The organism is Halolamina salifodinae, assembly GCF_017874235.1.
Taxonomy (GTDB): Archaea; Halobacteriota; Halobacteria; order Halobacteriales; family Haloferacaceae; genus Halolamina; species Halolamina salifodinae.
The window spans coordinates 712886-727135 of record NZ_JAGGLC010000001.1 but is presented as its reverse complement, the minus strand read 5'-3'; the positions used below and the strand labels follow the sequence as shown (position 1 = coordinate 727135).

At 67.2% G+C, this 14250-nt stretch carries 16 protein-coding genes; 5 read left to right on the top strand and 11 right to left on the bottom strand.

What is annotated here, in order from left to right:
• Positions 1-3: 3 nt before the first annotated feature.
• Positions 4-462 carry an NOB1 family endonuclease gene (locus J2753_RS03845; RefSeq protein ID WP_209490581.1) on the bottom strand — a complete coding sequence of 153 codons (459 nt, stop codon included), beginning with the start codon at positions 460-462 and terminating at the stop codon, positions 4-6.
• Between the two features lie 2 nt (positions 463-464).
• Complete coding sequence (locus J2753_RS03840; RefSeq protein ID WP_053947046.1) at positions 465-710, bottom strand: PRC-barrel domain-containing protein; 246 nt, start codon at positions 708-710, stop codon at positions 465-467.
• A gap of 175 nt (positions 711-885) precedes the next feature.
• Between J2753_RS03840 and infB the strand changes: the two genes are divergently transcribed.
• Positions 886-2700, top strand: coding sequence for a translation initiation factor IF-2 (infB, locus tag J2753_RS03835; RefSeq protein ID WP_209490578.1), 1815 nt, complete (start codon positions 886-888; stop codon positions 2698-2700).
• Between the two features lie 97 nt (positions 2701-2797).
• Here infB and J2753_RS03830 read toward each other — a convergent pair whose 3' ends face one another.
• The 6 genes from J2753_RS03830 to pan2 form a co-directional block, all read right to left on the bottom strand.
• Positions 2798-3397, bottom strand: a complete 600-nt coding sequence (locus tag J2753_RS03830) for a hypothetical protein (protein WP_209490576.1) — start codon at positions 3395-3397, stop codon at positions 2798-2800.
• Between the two features lie 448 nt (positions 3398-3845).
• Positions 3846-4217: a DUF5811 family protein gene (locus J2753_RS03825; protein ID WP_209490574.1), complete on the bottom strand. Its 372-nt coding sequence runs from the start codon at positions 4215-4217 to the stop codon at positions 3846-3848.
• Between the two features lie 70 nt (positions 4218-4287).
• Positions 4288-6672: a DUF2298 domain-containing protein gene (locus tag J2753_RS03820; RefSeq protein WP_209490572.1), complete on the bottom strand. Its 2385-nt coding sequence runs from the start codon at positions 6670-6672 to the stop codon at positions 4288-4290.
• Positions 6673-6721: 49 nt separating this feature from the next.
• On the bottom strand, positions 6722-7195 hold the full coding sequence (locus tag J2753_RS03815; protein ID WP_209490570.1) for a pyruvoyl-dependent arginine decarboxylase: 474 nt from the start codon (positions 7193-7195) through the stop codon (positions 6722-6724).
• A gap of 160 nt (positions 7196-7355) precedes the next feature.
• Entirely contained in the window at positions 7356-7682 is a 327-nt protein-coding gene (locus tag J2753_RS03810) for a hypothetical protein (RefSeq protein WP_209490568.1), read from the bottom strand.
• A 1-nt stretch (position 7683) separates the two neighbouring features.
• Entirely contained in the window at positions 7684-8910 is a 1227-nt protein-coding gene (gene pan2 / locus J2753_RS03805; RefSeq protein ID WP_209490566.1) for a proteasome-activating nucleotidase Pan2, read from the bottom strand.
• A 99-nt stretch (positions 8911-9009) separates the two neighbouring features.
• On the opposite strand from pan2, the gene J2753_RS03800 reads away from it, so the two are divergent.
• The 4 genes from J2753_RS03800 (at position 9010) to J2753_RS03785 (ending at position 10324) form a co-directional block, all read left to right on the top strand.
• Positions 9010-9366 (top strand): hypothetical protein, encoded by a 357-nt coding sequence (locus J2753_RS03800; protein WP_209490564.1) that lies wholly within the window; start codon positions 9010-9012, stop codon positions 9364-9366.
• On the top strand, positions 9303-9488 hold the full coding sequence (locus J2753_RS03795) for a hypothetical protein (protein ID WP_209490561.1): 186 nt from the start codon (positions 9303-9305) through the stop codon (positions 9486-9488). The genes J2753_RS03800 and J2753_RS03795 overlap by 64 nt, the downstream gene beginning before the upstream one ends.
• A gap of 33 nt (positions 9489-9521) precedes the next feature.
• On the top strand, positions 9522-9704 hold the full coding sequence (locus J2753_RS03790; RefSeq protein ID WP_209490559.1) for a hypothetical protein: 183 nt from the start codon (positions 9522-9524) through the stop codon (positions 9702-9704).
• Between the two features lie 71 nt (positions 9705-9775).
• Positions 9776-10324 (top strand): hypothetical protein, encoded by a 549-nt coding sequence (locus tag J2753_RS03785; RefSeq protein WP_209490558.1) that lies wholly within the window; start codon positions 9776-9778, stop codon positions 10322-10324.
• Positions 10325-10401: 77 nt separating this feature from the next.
• On the opposite strand, the gene pepF is transcribed toward J2753_RS03785, so the two are convergent.
• The 3 genes from pepF to J2753_RS03770 form a co-directional block, all read right to left on the bottom strand.
• Entirely contained in the window at positions 10402-12201 is a 1800-nt protein-coding gene (gene pepF / locus J2753_RS03780) for an oligoendopeptidase F (protein ID WP_209490556.1), read from the bottom strand.
• A gap of 348 nt (positions 12202-12549) precedes the next feature.
• A complete protein-coding gene (gene truA / locus J2753_RS03775) occupies positions 12550-13350 on the bottom strand; it encodes a tRNA pseudouridine(38-40) synthase TruA (protein WP_209490554.1) in 801 nt (266 codons plus the stop codon).
• Complete coding sequence (locus J2753_RS03770; RefSeq protein WP_209490552.1) at positions 13351-13776, bottom strand: universal stress protein; 426 nt, start codon at positions 13774-13776, stop codon at positions 13351-13353.
• Between the last annotated feature and the right edge of the window lie 474 nt (positions 13777-14250).

Below are 14250 nucleotides of genomic sequence, written 5' to 3'. Positions count from 1 at the left end.
GAATCAGGCGGGGTTCTTGCGGGCGAGGTCGCTGCCACAGATCGGGCAGCGCTCGCGGTTGTCGTCGAACTCACGGCCACAGCCGGCACACTGGAACGTCCACTCGCGCTTCTCGGCGATCCCCTCGCGGGCGATCACCTGCACGTCGAGACCCAGTTTCTCGGCGACGTTCTGCATCGCGTAGTCGTCGGTGACGAGCGTGGCATCGAGTTCGAACGCGGTCGCGAGCAGGCGCGTGTCGGTGTCGGAGATCTCGCCGGCGTCGCCGGTCTCGGTCGCGGCCCGGCCGACCCGGTCGACCGTCTCGTCGGCCGGCAGATGGAGCTCCATCCCGGCGCCCTCCATCGCGTCGAAGCGGTACTCGGTCTCGTCCTGTAGCTCCTCTTTCACGAGGGGGATCGAGATCGTCTCGTCGTCGGTGTGGTACTCGTGGATGAACGCGGACGTGTCGAGAACCTCCATCCTTACCGTTGAACGACGATGTAGTCTTTCACGGCCTGCACCCGGGAGACGGGAACCCGGAACCGGCCGCCCTCGTCGCGCTCGAAGTTCACTTTCCCCCGCGGGGTGTCCTCGTTGGGCGAGACCAGCAGGTCGTGGAGTTCGCCCGTCTTGAGGTCCATCGTGATGTTGTACAGCATCCCCAGCTCGGTGCCGTCCGAGCCCATGACTGCCTTCCCCGAGAGGTTCTCGGCGAGTATATCGGCCATGCGCGGCTAAACAGGCCGTGGCGTGATAAACGCCACGGGGCGGCGTTCGCGGCCCGGCGTGGCCGGCGCGTGGGCGTCGACGCCCGCCGACGCCCCGCCGCCCGCGGAGAGTCGAAACAGGTAACTGGCGCGCCCGACTTCCCTGATTCAAGAGACGTTCTCTCGGTGATTTTCGATGCCTGACGCCAACCCAGACACTGACGCGGACGCCGACCCCGGATCGCTCCGGACACCCATCGTCGCCGTACTCGGTCACGTCGACCACGGCAAGACGAGCCTGTTGGACAAGATCCGGGGCTCGGCGGTCAGCGAGGGCGAGGCCGGCGCCATCACCCAGCACATCGGCGCGACCGCCGTCCCCCTCGACACCGTCTCGTCGATGGCCGGCGACCTCGTGATGGCCGACGACTTCGACCTCCCCGGCCTGCTCTTTATCGACACGCCGGGGCACCACTCGTTCTCGACGCTGCGGGCCCGCGGGGGCGCGCTCGCGGACATCGCCGTCCTCGTCGTCGACGTGAACGACGGCTTCCAGCCCCAGACCGAGGAGGCCCTGGACATCCTCCAGCGCACGGGGACCCCCTTTGTCGTCGCCGCGAACAAGATCGACACCACTCCCGGCTGGAACCCCCAGCCGGACGCGCCGGTCCAGGAGACCTACGACTCCCAGTCCGACCGCGCCCGGCAGATGCTCGACGAGAACCTCTACGAGATCATCGGTCAGCTCTCGGACGCGGGGTTCTCGGCGGACCTCTACTGGCGCGTCCAGAACTTCCAGGGCAACATCGGCGTCGTCCCCGTCTCGGCGATGACCGGCGAGGGGATCCCGGACCTGCTCGCGGTGCTGATGGGGCTCTCCCAGCGCTACATGAAGACCGAGATGGAGATCGACCTCGGCGGCCCCGGGAAGGGGACCGTGCTGGAGGTCAAAGACGAGAAAGGGTTCGGCGCCACGCTGGACGTGGTGCTCTACGACGGCACCGTCACGGAGGGCGACCGCATCGTGGTCGGCGGCGTCGAGGGCCCCATCGTCACGGAGGTCCGCGCACTGCTGCGCCCGCGGGCGCTCTCGGAGATCCGGACCGAGGCGGAGTTCGAACGCCTCGATTCCGTGCAGGCGGCCTCGGGTGTGAAACTCGCGGCGCCGGACCTCGACGACGCGATGGCCGGCGCGCCGGTCCGCGTGGTCCGCGGCCGGCATCTCGAGGACGTGATCGGCGAAGTCGAGGCGGAGCTCTCCGAGATCGAGGTCGACACGCAGGAGCAGGGCGTCGTCGTCAAAGCCGACACGCTCGGCAGTCTGGAGGCGATGGCCAACGCGCTGCGGGAGGCCGAGATCCCGATCCTCCGCGCGGAGGTCGGCGACGTGGCGCCGCGGGACGTCGCGGTCGCCAGCACCGCCACCGAGGCCGAGAACCGCGTGATCCTCGGCTTCAACGTCGACGTGCTTTCCGACGCCGAGCGCGAACTCGACCGGCAGGACGTTCGGCTGTTCAACCACGACGTGATCTATCAGCTCGTCGAGGACTACGAGGAGTTCGTCGAGGAGCGCCAGCGCGAACAGCAGGAGACGGTGCTGGACAAGATTCACCGCCCCGCCCGCTTCCGGATCCTGGAGGACCACACGTTCCGGCAGAACAACCCCGCGGTCGTCGGCGTCGAGATCCTGGCCGGCACTATCGAGAACAACCGCCGCGTCGCGAAGTTCGAGAACGGCGACGCCGAGCGCATCGGCGAACTCTCCGGGATGCAGGAGCAGGGTGAGGATGTCGACGAGGCCCGCGCGGGGAGTCGCGTGAGTGTCGCCATCGACGGCCCGACGGTGGGCCGGGATATCGAGGAGGGCGACGAACTCTGGATCCACCTGCCCGAGAAGCACGCGAAGATTCTGGAGCAGGAACTGAAAGAGGAGATTCCGGCCGACGAGCGTGAGGCGCTGAACGCGTATCTGGAGAAGATGCGGAAGCGCGACCCGTTTTGGGGGAAGTAGAGGGATACCGGTTCTGTCGGGCTTTTCGGGTGGTGGTCAGTGTGGGTCGGTTAGTGCAGGAGACGCACAAATCACTCGGCGTCAATGACGAGCCGACCTATAGGGCGTCACGAATTGACCACCAGCCGATGACGAGGAACCCGACAACCCCGAGTGCGGAGTACCCTACCGGGCCGAGCATCCAGAAGTCGAACTCGGGGCCGAGTAGGTGGAAGGAGGCCCCGACGGCGACGAATGCGCCGGATGTTCGAGGCGAGAGGTCGTCGCGGTCGGTTTGGCGCTCGACGTACAGCAGGAACAGTCCGTAGCCGACAAACGGCAACTGCAGCGCCGTACGTTCGACCGGGTTCGTACCCACTCCGGGCCCTCCAGCAGTTGTTACTCGGTAGGATTGTCCCTCGTAGACGACCACACATCGCCCCAATACGTCGGTGTACGAGAACTCCTTCGGCCAGTCTTCGGTGCCGTATATCGTGACACCACCCCGTTGAATCGCTACGCGAATCGCCTGCTGTGCGTTCGGGGATAGCGATTCGTACTGTAGCACTCGCGTCTCCTCAGGGACACCCGACGTGTTCTCGATTGGCTCGGCATGGATGGCGGCCTTCTCGCCCCAATCGTGCATGGTCAACGGGGCACCAATCAGCGATATTGCGACGACGAGCGCAAGAACGCTGAGTACGGAACGAGGAGACACGGCCAATCTCTCGGTACTGTCACGGAAGTGTCTTCTGGCGCTCGATACGCAACCCTATTACCGGCCATTTCGGGACTCCGTTGATCGGAAACTCGGGGAGACTCAGAGATAAGTGCAGACGAACCTCTTTTCGCCTCGGGTGCGCTTCGCGCACCGCTCGACGAAAACCCGTTCATGCCAAAAAGCCGGTCTCGCTACGCTCGACCGGGGAATCGCGCTCACTACCGGGTCCTTCGGACCCCTCGTTCGCGCGAACGCTCGTGGTTACTGCGCAGCCCCACTTACCGGCTGATTCTCCTATACTCGTATTGAACGAATAGTGCTCGAGAGAGACAGCACACCCTCGTACGCTCGGAATCTTCTGGCTTTTCGACCGCTGCTGGTCTCCACACAGAGCGGCTGCTCGCCACCCGTCGAAAAACGCCTCCAAAACCGCAAAAACCGCTACTTACCGAGCGACCGGCACCGGATCGTCGCCCATCGCGAACATCACCTGCGCGGCCGCGCTGGCGGCCAGACCCTTCGCCACTTCGTCGCGGTCGGCGTCGTCGAGACCGGCTTCGATATCCTCGGCGTCTGGCTGGAACCCCGCGCTGACGGGGTGGCCCGCGGGCGGTCGGACGGCGACGGTCGCCTCCGGCCCGTCGGAGCCGTAGGTGAGTTCCGAGCCGACGACGTAGCCGTCGGGGAGGTAAGACTCGGTGCGGGAGACGATCCCGGAGACGGCGCGTCGGAGGCCACGCTTCTCGTCGGGCGAGAGTTCGATCTCCTCGGGGGTCCCACCCGTGATCCCGTAGCCGCCGGCGTAGTTCCCGTTCATAGTGCCGGTTCTTGGCGGTATCGATTGATAAACCCACCGGCGGTGGCCCGTTCCGTCACGGCGACGCGGCTCAGGAATCGCCGTCTCCCTCGTAGGGGAGCGTGGACTGATCCACCTCGTAGATGGTGACCGCGCCGCCCTCGAACGCGACTGAGAACGGCTCCCGCTCGAACGAGCGGATCCCGTCGTAGGCTTCGCGCTCGTTCGGCCCGACGTAGACGTAGCGCACGTCGTAGAAGTCGAGGATGACGGCCGCGCGGTCCCAGTCCCCGGTGTAGACCGTCTCGACGTAGCCCACCCGGCGCTCGTAGGCCTGCTGGCTCCGGTACTCGGCCTCGTGGTCCCAGCCGACAATCGTCGGCAGCCCCGAGAACGTCGACGCCGGGTTCGACCAGCCGTAGGAGTCACCCGGCGCCTCGACGATGGTGGGCTTGCCGGGGCGCTCTTTCAGCCAGCGCAGCGCGTCGTACTCGTTGGCGTGGAACCCTTCGACGGCCTCCCACCCGTCCAGCGAGGGGTCGTAGTGACCGCCCTCGACGGGGCCGCCCACCTCGGCGGCGAACATCATCACCGGGAACGTCGCGCTGACCAGCAGGACGGCGACGACCAGCAGGACGACGAGCGCCGAGGAGAGGACAGCGACGTTCTCCGGGGTGCTGCCGTCCTCGCCACCACTGGGGGCCATCCGCGCCGTCGCAATTTCCTTGAGCCGCCCCCCGTGCTCCCGAAGCAGGAGCGCCGACGCCGCGCCCGCGCCGGCGGCGCCGAGCGTCCACGCCTGCACGGCCACCTTCAGCGACGTGTTCCACCGGGGGTTGGCGATCAGCGGCAGTTTGGCGTGGGCCAACTCCAGCGCGAGCAGGAGTCCGGCACCCGCGACCAGCAGCACCATCGCGAAGCCGGCCCTCCCGGAGCGTACGAGCAGCCAGCCAGCAAGGATGAACGTCCCGAGCAGCACCAGCACGGCGGCGTTCTCGACCAGCGCGGCGAAACCGAGCGCGCCGACGAGGAGCACCCCGGCTGCGCCGAGCCACTCGCCCGGTAGCTCTTCGACCGCCTCACGGCCCTGCACGGTGAGGTAGACCCCGAAGGCGGTCAGCAGGCCGCCGTACATCACGAGGAACGCGGGCAGCGGGCTCCGCGGCGGGAGTAGGCCGATCCCCTCGTTGCTCGGCACGTGGCCGAACACGAGGAACGGCGAGGCGACGACGACGCCGATGAGGAGCACCACGACGCCAACCACGGCCGCGAGCACGACCCGCCAGAGTTCGTGGCCGAGCCACTCTTTTCGGTCCTCGGGAGCCGTTTCCGGGCGGAGGCGCTCGCCCCACGCGTCGGGTAGCAGTGTCGACGGGTGGGCGTCGGCGGCGCCGACGGCGAGCATCGCCATCCCCGCGGCGGTCGGCAGCGACCAGGTGTTCATGAAGCCGAACAGGCCGGCGACGGCGCCGAGGCCGCCGAACACCAGCGCGAGGCGTCGCTTCTGTTCCTCCGGCGGAGTGACGTAGTACGCCAGCGCCAGCGCGCCGGCAAAGAGCACGTAGGGGTTCGCGAACGTGTGACCGTGGAGGTCAGCCTTCACGAAGGAGTAGAGCGGCACCTCCTGAATCGTCCCGGGGACGACGTAGCGGGTGTACCACCAGCCCCAGTCGAACGGGTCCGAGAGGTTCGTGACCGTCGCCGCGAGATCGCCGCCCTCGAAGCGCCGGGCGACGAAGCCGAATGCGGCCTGCTCGACGGGGCCGGCGAGGAACTCCGGGAGATACGGCGTGAGCAGGCGGATGGCCGTCGTCGACGCGCCGCCGAGGGCGACGAAGAACGCGCCGAACGCGCCGCCGATCCGGAACGAGCCACCGCGCCGGGAGACGACGGCGCCGCCGACGCCGTAGGCGACAACGAACAGCATCCCGTAGAACGTCGCGATGCCGAGATTGAAGCCGTAGCGCAGCGCCGTCCCGGTCAGCATCGAGAGGCTCGCGACCTGCATCTGCGTGCCGTAGTAGTACTTCAGCGGCCGCCCGGCGAACCACATGTCCTCCGGCGGGAGCGAGTTGGCGCGCTCGAGGGTGTTGACCAGTGCGAAGTGGAGGAACTGCTCACCGCCCTGTGGCGTGATGGCGGGGTTCGCCGCGCGGAACGAGAGCATGAACAGGAAGCCGACGGCGAACACGCCGTAGGCAACGCCGACAGCCCGCCAGTCCGGGCGGGCGTCGAGGCGCCACGCGGCGGCCGTGAGCGCGAGGACGGCGGCGATGCCGAGCAGGAGCGTGTGGAGGCCGAACGTTAGCTGGCCGATCCAGAACACGGCGATGGCGAAGGGGACCATCGCGGTCGGGAGCGCGAACGCGGCCCCCCGTCGGGGGAGGTGGTCGAACAGCGCGGCGGCAAGCGGCGCGCCGAGCGCCGTGAACGCCCCAACGACGAGGAGATAGGCGAGGACGGGGATCCACTCCATAGGGAGGGGTGCGGTCGAACCGTTTTCACCTTTCTGGGACGGCGACGGCTCAGCAGATCGGCTCGCTCTCGCCGTAGGCCGCCAGCACGACCACGCAGGTATGTTCGCCGGGCGCGGCCTCGGCGGCCTCGATCAGCGTCTCCTCGTGGCCGAACGTCCAGTCCCGGAGCCCGCGGCCGGCATCGAGGCCGGCTTCGAGACGGGCCTGTACGTCGGCTTCGGCCTCGGCGTCGGCCTCGTAGAACAGCCCCGGGCCCGGGCCCGTGGTCCAGCCGATGCCGGCAGCGACGGTTTCGGGGCCCACAGCGGCGGCTTTCGCCTGCACGACGTTGAGTCGGTTGCCCGCCGGGCCGAGATCCGGCGCCTGATCGACCCGGACCACCTCGGCGTCGGCGGGAACGACCGAGGAGACGGGGACGAGGTTGTAGTTGTGGAGGTTCGCGTCCGCGAGCGCGGCGTCGTAGGCGGCCTTCTCGGTGGGCGCGGTGCCCGCGCCGGCGACGACGTGGATGATGCTGCTCATGCCCCAAACCGGCGCCGCGCGGAGAAATGGGCTACGGACTCATCCCGCGAAGGCGACGGCGCTCAACACCCACGGTATCGCGGGCCGAGGAGGAGGTCGGGAACGTCGTCGAGAACCATAGTCGGCGCTCGTGTCGGCCGCGAAAAACGCTTTGTGGTGGCTAGCGGCGCTCGACGGTCCGTTCGTCCAGCGCGATCAGGAGTGCGGTGGCAGCGAGCACGCCCGCCATCGGCAGCACGAAGATCCAGAGCGTCGCCTGCGGGAAGCCGAGGAGTGCGAGCAGCACGGCGCCCGCGGCGGCGACGAGTGCGCGGCCCGTGTAGGCGCCGATGGTCCCCAGCGTCGCCACGGTGCCGAGGGCGACGAACAGCACCAGCCGCCGCTGTGTGTAGCCGGGTTGGGTAAGGTAGAAGGCAAGAACCGCGAGAAAGACGAGCAGCGCCGCGAGGGTCATCCCCCGTGCCGGCTGGCTGCCCGTGGTCTGCACCTTACTGGTAGTGTGTCAGGCCGGTCGTCGGGCCGTCCTCGGCGGCCTGCTCGATCTTCTCGTGGGCGGCCTCGAAGTCCTCGGTCCGGACCTCCTCGCGGTCGTCGCGGATGGCGAACATCCCCGCCTCGGTGGTGAGCGCGGCGATGTCGGCGCCGGAGTAGCCCTCCAGCCCTTCGGCCAGTTCCTCGAAGTCGACGTCCTCGCCGAGGTTGAGGTCCTGGGCGTGGATCTCGAGGATACGCTTGCGCCCTTCGATGCCGGGCTTGGGCACCTCGATCAGGCGGTCGAAGCGGCCGGGTCGGAGGATCGCCTCGTCGAGCATGTCGAAACGGTTCGTGGCGGCCATGATGCGGATCTCGCCGCGCTCGTCGAAGCCGTCCATCTCCGAGAGTAGCTGCATCATCGTCCGCTGGACCTCGGCGTCGCCGGAGGTCTTCGAGTCGGTCCGCGTGGTCGCGACGGCGTCGATCTCGTCGATGAAGATGACGGCGGGTTCGCGCTCGGAGGCGAGTTCGAACAGGTCCCGCACGAGGCGGGCGCCCTCCCCGATGAACTTCCGGACGAGTTCGGAGCCGGCCATCTTGATGAACGTCGCGTCCGTCTCGTTGGCGACGGCTTTGGCGAGCATCGTCTTCCCCGTCCCGGGCGGGCCGTGGAGCAGCACGCCGCTCGGGGGCTCGACGCCGACTTCGCGGAACGTCTCGGCGTTGATCAGCGGGTCCTCGACGGCCTCGCGCACCTCCCGAATCTGGTCGTCGATGCCGCCGATGTCGTCGTAGACCACGTCCGGGGACTCCTCGACCTCCATGGCCTGTGCCCGGGCGTCGGTTTCGTCGTCGAGCAGCTCCTGCACCGAGAAGGAGTCGTTGATGGCGACGCGGTCGCCGGCCTCGACCCGGCCCTCCAGCGCGGGGGAGAGCTCAGTGAGGACTTCCTGGTTGTTGCCGTGCTGCTTGATCACGACGCCGTCCTCGGTGATCTCCTCGACGGTCGCGAGATAGAGCGAGGAGGTTTTCAGCGTCTCGTTGCGCCGTTTGAGCTGGTCGACCTCCCCACGGAGCTCCTCCTTGCGCCCTTCGGCGTCCTGGAGGCGGTCGTCCAGCTCCCCGTTGACCTGAACGAGCCGCTCGAAGTGTTCCCGGATCGCCTCCAGTCGCTCGGCCTGGGACATCTCGGGATCCAAGTCGAGCCGGGGACGGTCGGGAAGGGACGGACTGCGTGACATCTCTCTATTTTTGGTTAGGGGTACGCGTAAATGTGCCTTTGGGTCGGCACACGACCTTGCCGCGCACAGATATTTCTTTCTCGGCTTACGTATGCCACCATGAGTCAGGTGCTCGCGGCGCTGGTCGGGAGCGCCCACGCCGTCCGGACCGACCGGGGCGCGTGGGCCGGCGCGCAGTCGGCCGTCGAGAACCACTGGATCGACCTCGTCGGCGCGTACGGCGCCGTGACGGTGCTATGGGTCGTCGTCGTCGGCACGCTCGGCGCAGTCCTCTTCCTTGGTGCCGTCGGCCTCGGGAGCCTCGTGGACCCCCAAGCATCCGCGCTGGCCGGACGGCGATTCTCGTCGCGCTCCCGTCGCTGCTGGTCGTGTTGCTCACAGTCGGCGTCGGGATGGTGCTGCAGTTCGCGGCGCCGGCGGCGGTCGTCGCCGACGCCGACGCGGCTGAGTCGCTGAAGACGGCGGTCCGGTTCTCGCTGGCGAACCCGCTCGGCATCGTCGGCTTCTCGCTGGTCGCGGTCGGCATCGCCGTCGCGGCGTCGCTGCCCGGGGCCGCGCTGGCCGCCACCGTCTGGTAGTTCGGCAACGAAATCGCCGCCGCGGTGATTCTGGTGATCGACTACCTCGAGGCCGCGACGGTCGCGGGCGCCATCACGTCGATCTATCTGGTCGAGTACTTCGAGCGCGCCGCTGACCCGGCGGTGTTGCCCGACGGGAGCACGGTGTCGGCGGGCGTCGACGATACCGGCGGCTTCCAGTTCGGCGCGGTGAACGAAGACGCCGATCGGCTCTGACTGGAGCGGGCGCAGACTGCGTTCCCCGTACCAGCATCATCTTCTTTTAGCTTGCAACACATATCCAGCACATGAAAACCAGACGGGGGATCATCGCGTCTGGGCTGGCGGTCGCGACGGGTGGCTGTCTCGGCGGGTTCGGCGAGGATCCGTACTACACAGTCGACGCCCGTGTAGTGAACCGGGACGTGGGTGTGTTGGAACCGACTATCGGCGTTCCCGACAGTGCGATAAGCGCCGAGAGCACCGCAACCGTCGAGATATCCCTTCAAAACCAGTCCTTCCGATCGGTTCGATTCCGACAACCGTCGGAGCAGAACCGATTCGGATCCCCCTACAGTGTTGACCGAGAGGCTGCCCTCGCGGAACCAGATAACGTCATCCGAACCGCTGTCGACGACAGCAGTCCCTGCTGGCGACAAATTGAACCTCAATCGAACTGGAGTCTTTTTGATGTGTACCGTATTCGGCCATGGGTTCCGGAGAGCCGTCTGTACTCAGTCGCGGCCCCTCATGGTGACGGTTGCCTCTCTCCGGGTACGTACACGTTCGAGAGTAAGTTCGGCCGCTCCGAAGAGAACACGAGCTGGACGTTCGAACTCGAGATTCACGAGGCGTAGCCGGAAGCTCGCCGCCCGTCCCTCCAGTGGCCCCCGAGTTCTCGAAAAACCGACCGAAAACCGTACGAACCGGTCCCCTACTCCAGATCCAGCAGGTCAGCGGCGTCCTCGAGTCGCTCGCCGTACGCCGAGAGCGCGGACTCGATGGGTTCGGGGCTGGTCATGTCGATGCCCGCGATCTCGAGCACGTCGATGGGGTACTCGACGCCGCCGGCGGCGAGCGCGTCGCGGTACGCCTGCGCGGCTGGCTCGCCCTCCTCCCGGATCTGTTCGACGATGGCGACGGCCGCCGAAATCCCCGTCGAGTACTGGTAGACGTAGAAGTTGTAGTAGAAGTGGGGGATCCGCATCCACTCCTTGGCGATCAGGTCGTCGACGTCGGCGTTGGCGTAGAACTCCGCCTTCAGGTCGCCGTACACCTCGTCGAACGCGTCGGGGGTGAGCGGCTTGCCCTCCTCGGCACGCGTGTGGACGCGCTGTTCGAAGTCCGCGAACATCGTCTGGCGGTAGAGCGTCGAGCGGATCCGTTCGAGATACTGGTCCAGCGCGTGGACGCGAATCTCCTCGTCGTCGACGTTCTCCAGCAGGTAGTGGGTCAGCAGCGTCTCGTTGACGGTGCTGGCGACCTCGGCCACGAAGATTTCGTAATTGGAGTACTGCCACGGCTGCTTCTCGGCGGCCAGTTCCGAGTGCATCGAGTGGCCGAGTTCGTGGGCCAGCGTGAACAGCGAGGAGATGTCGTCCTGATAGTTCATCAGGATGAACGGCTGGGTGTCGTACGTGCCCGAGGAGAACGCGCCAGAGCGCTTCCCGCGGTTCTCGTAGACGTCGACCCAGCGGTTCTCGAGACCCTGCTCCATCTGGGCCTGGTACTCCGGCCCCAGCGGTTCGACGGCCTCGACGATCCACTCCTTGGCCTGCTCGTAGGTGATGTCGGGGCCCTCCTCGCCGGTCAGCGACATGTAGAGGTCCTCCATCCCGAGTTCGTCCACGTCCAAGGCCTGCCGTTTCAGGTCGGCGTGGCGCTGGAGGTAGTCGAGGTTGTCGTGGACGGTGTCCACGAGGTTATCGTACACTTCCGTCGGGACGTTGGTGTCGTCGAGGGCGGCCTCGCGGGCGGTGTCGTAGTTGCGCGCCTCGGCAACCTTCACGTCCTTCTTGACGGAGTTCTGGAGCGACGTGCCGACGCTGTTGCGGTAGTCGTCCCAGGTCTCGTAGTACTGCTCGTACACCTCGCGGCGGAACTCCCGGTCCTCGTGTTTCAGGAGCGTCGTGAAGTTGCTCTGGGTGATCTCCACTTCCTCGCCGTCGGGCTTCTCGACGGTGGGGAAGGTGAGGTCGGCGTTCGAGAGCATCCCGTAGATGTCCGAGGGCGCACTGGTGATCTCGGAGAGGTCGGCCAGTAGCTCCTCGACCTCCGCCGAGCGCGTGTGGGGCTTCATCCGCAGCGCGTCGTCGAAGAAGTGCTCGTACTCCTTCAGATCCGGCTCCTCCTCCATCATCGCCTCGACCTCGTCCCAGTCGAGTTCCTGGAGTTCCGGTTCGAGGAAGCTGGTGGCGCTGGAGGCCTCCGAGCGCAGCGACTCGGCCTTGGCGTTGATGGCCTGATACTCCTGATTCCGGGTGTCCTCCGACGAGCGGAGCGAGGCGTAGGCCGCGACCTTGGCGACGTCGCGCATCACGTCCTCGTACTCGGTCAGCAGTTCGGCGAGCGTCTCGGCGTTCTCGGTCGCGCGACCCTCGTACGCCCGCAGGTCGTCGATGCGATCCTCGACGTCGTCGTAGGCCTCCTGCCACGCCGCCTCGTCGGGGAAGATGGACTCGAGGTCCCACTTGTACGCCTCGTCGATATCCTCGCGTTCGGGGACAGTGCTCATCGTGATGCCGTAGTGTCGGATTCGGTGGTAAGTCTTCTCACTTCAGCCCCGGAGCGCGGCCGTATCGGTCGATTTTGCCGCTTCCGTCCGTCGCGCTGTACCGTGTTGTCGGTCAACACGATCACGGCATCGGCTCCGAGCACCCGCCCGACGGCGGGCGCTGTTCACTCGGTATGTTGTCGGTCAACACGATCACGGCGTCGGCTCCGAGCACCCGCCCGACGGCGGGCGCTGTTCACTCGCCGTGATCGGCTAGCGGGTCGCTCCGAGGGCGGCCGTCGACGACCTCACGGGCCGCTTCTCGGCCATCGCCACGGCGGCGATGAAGGGAGGAAAAGCACACAGGGCCTACCGGAGCCCCGAGAGCACCGTCTCAGCTATCCGGCGCCGCTCGAGTGCGGCGATCCGGCGCTCCTCGAACACCGCTCGCGCGCTCTCGACGGCCTCGTCGTCGACGACGAACTCGACGCCGGGGTAGTTGACGCCCGTCAGTACCAGTGGTTCGGGCGGCATCCGCGGGACGCCCTTCCCGCCCTGTAGTGACTCGTCGCCGAGCACCTCGTCCACCCGGGAGAGTGAGTAGCCTTCGACGGCCACCTCCGCGAGCACGCCCACCAGCCGTCGGACGAATCCACGAGGGAAGCCGCCGGCGCTGACCGTCACGACGAGGAACTCGCCGTCTCGTTCGACGCCGGCAGAGACGTCCCGAACCGTCCCCGTTTCGTCGCTGGTGAAGTTATGGAAGTCGTGTTCGCCTGAGAGCCGGGTTGCGGCCTCGCGGGCGGCGGAATCGTCGGCGTCGGGGGCGTGGAGGTGGTAAGTGTAGCGCCGGCTGGCGGCGTCGTGAGTCGAATGAAAGTCATCGGGCACGTCGGCGGCGGCCCACGCTCGGATCGATCCCGGGAGCCGGCCGTTGAGCGCCGCCGGCGTACACCAGTCGGGCGCCTCGAACGCGACGGTCTGTTCGACGGCGGAGACGCCGGCGTCGGTCCGGCCGGCGGCCGCGTAGCCCGGCGGCGTCTCGCCCTCGTCGACGATTTCGGCCGTCTCGAGCGTCGAGAACAGCGTCCCCTCGACGGTTCTGACGTCTGGCTGGCGCTGGAAGCCGTAGAACGGCCGGCCGTCGTAGGCCAGCCTGAACGCGCGCATCTAGCGGGGCACCGTGAGTACCGGCGCTGGCGATGTCCGGACCACACGTTCGGTGACACTGCCCAGCAGCGCGTGTTTCAGCCCCTCGCGGCCGTGGGTCGCCATTACCACGGCGTCGACGTTCTCGGCGTAGTCGGTGATCACACCCGCCGGCGGCCCATGGCCGATCCGGGTCTCAACGTCGATGCCGCGCTCGTGAGCGTGGTCGGCGACGGTTTCCACGGTCTCCTCGGCGCGCTTCTCCATCGCCTCGCGGACCCCCTCGGTGTCGATGGCCAACGGTTCGATCACCGTCGGGTCGACGACGCTCAGTGCATGGAGCGTCGCGTCGTAGCGCTCGGCCAGATCCAGCGCGTGCTCGAGCGCGGGATCGTCCTCCGCCTCACCCTCGCCCGTTGCGACTGGGAGTAACACGTCCTCGTACACGCTCCGAACTCGGGTCGGCGACGGCAAAACGGTGCCGGCCGAGGGCGCCCACGCCCCCGATTCAGGGCCTGCGAGCACCACCGAACACCCCTTCTGTTCGGGTCGAAAACCGCTCGCAGTAACCGCAATCACGTCGGACCGCGACCACTTTCACTCCGGTTCGGCCAACGTTATACCCGGCCGTTCCGTACCAACAGATGACCGCCGAGAGGCGTGGGTCGCCCACACTATGACCAGCAACCGCCATCCGACAATACAAGCGAGTTTGTACTACACCAACCGGGCCGGGATCCAAACCGTTATTGGGGTTCCAACGGATAGAACTTCTCCGTCACAGATGTCCGATCTACCCACTACAACAGACAGTCGTATCCGGCCCGATTGCGCCGCCTGCGGGGTGAGCGCGCAGTGAGCAGTCCCGACCTGGGTGCCGACGAGCTAACCCTGCCGATCAAGCGCACCGACGGCGAGACG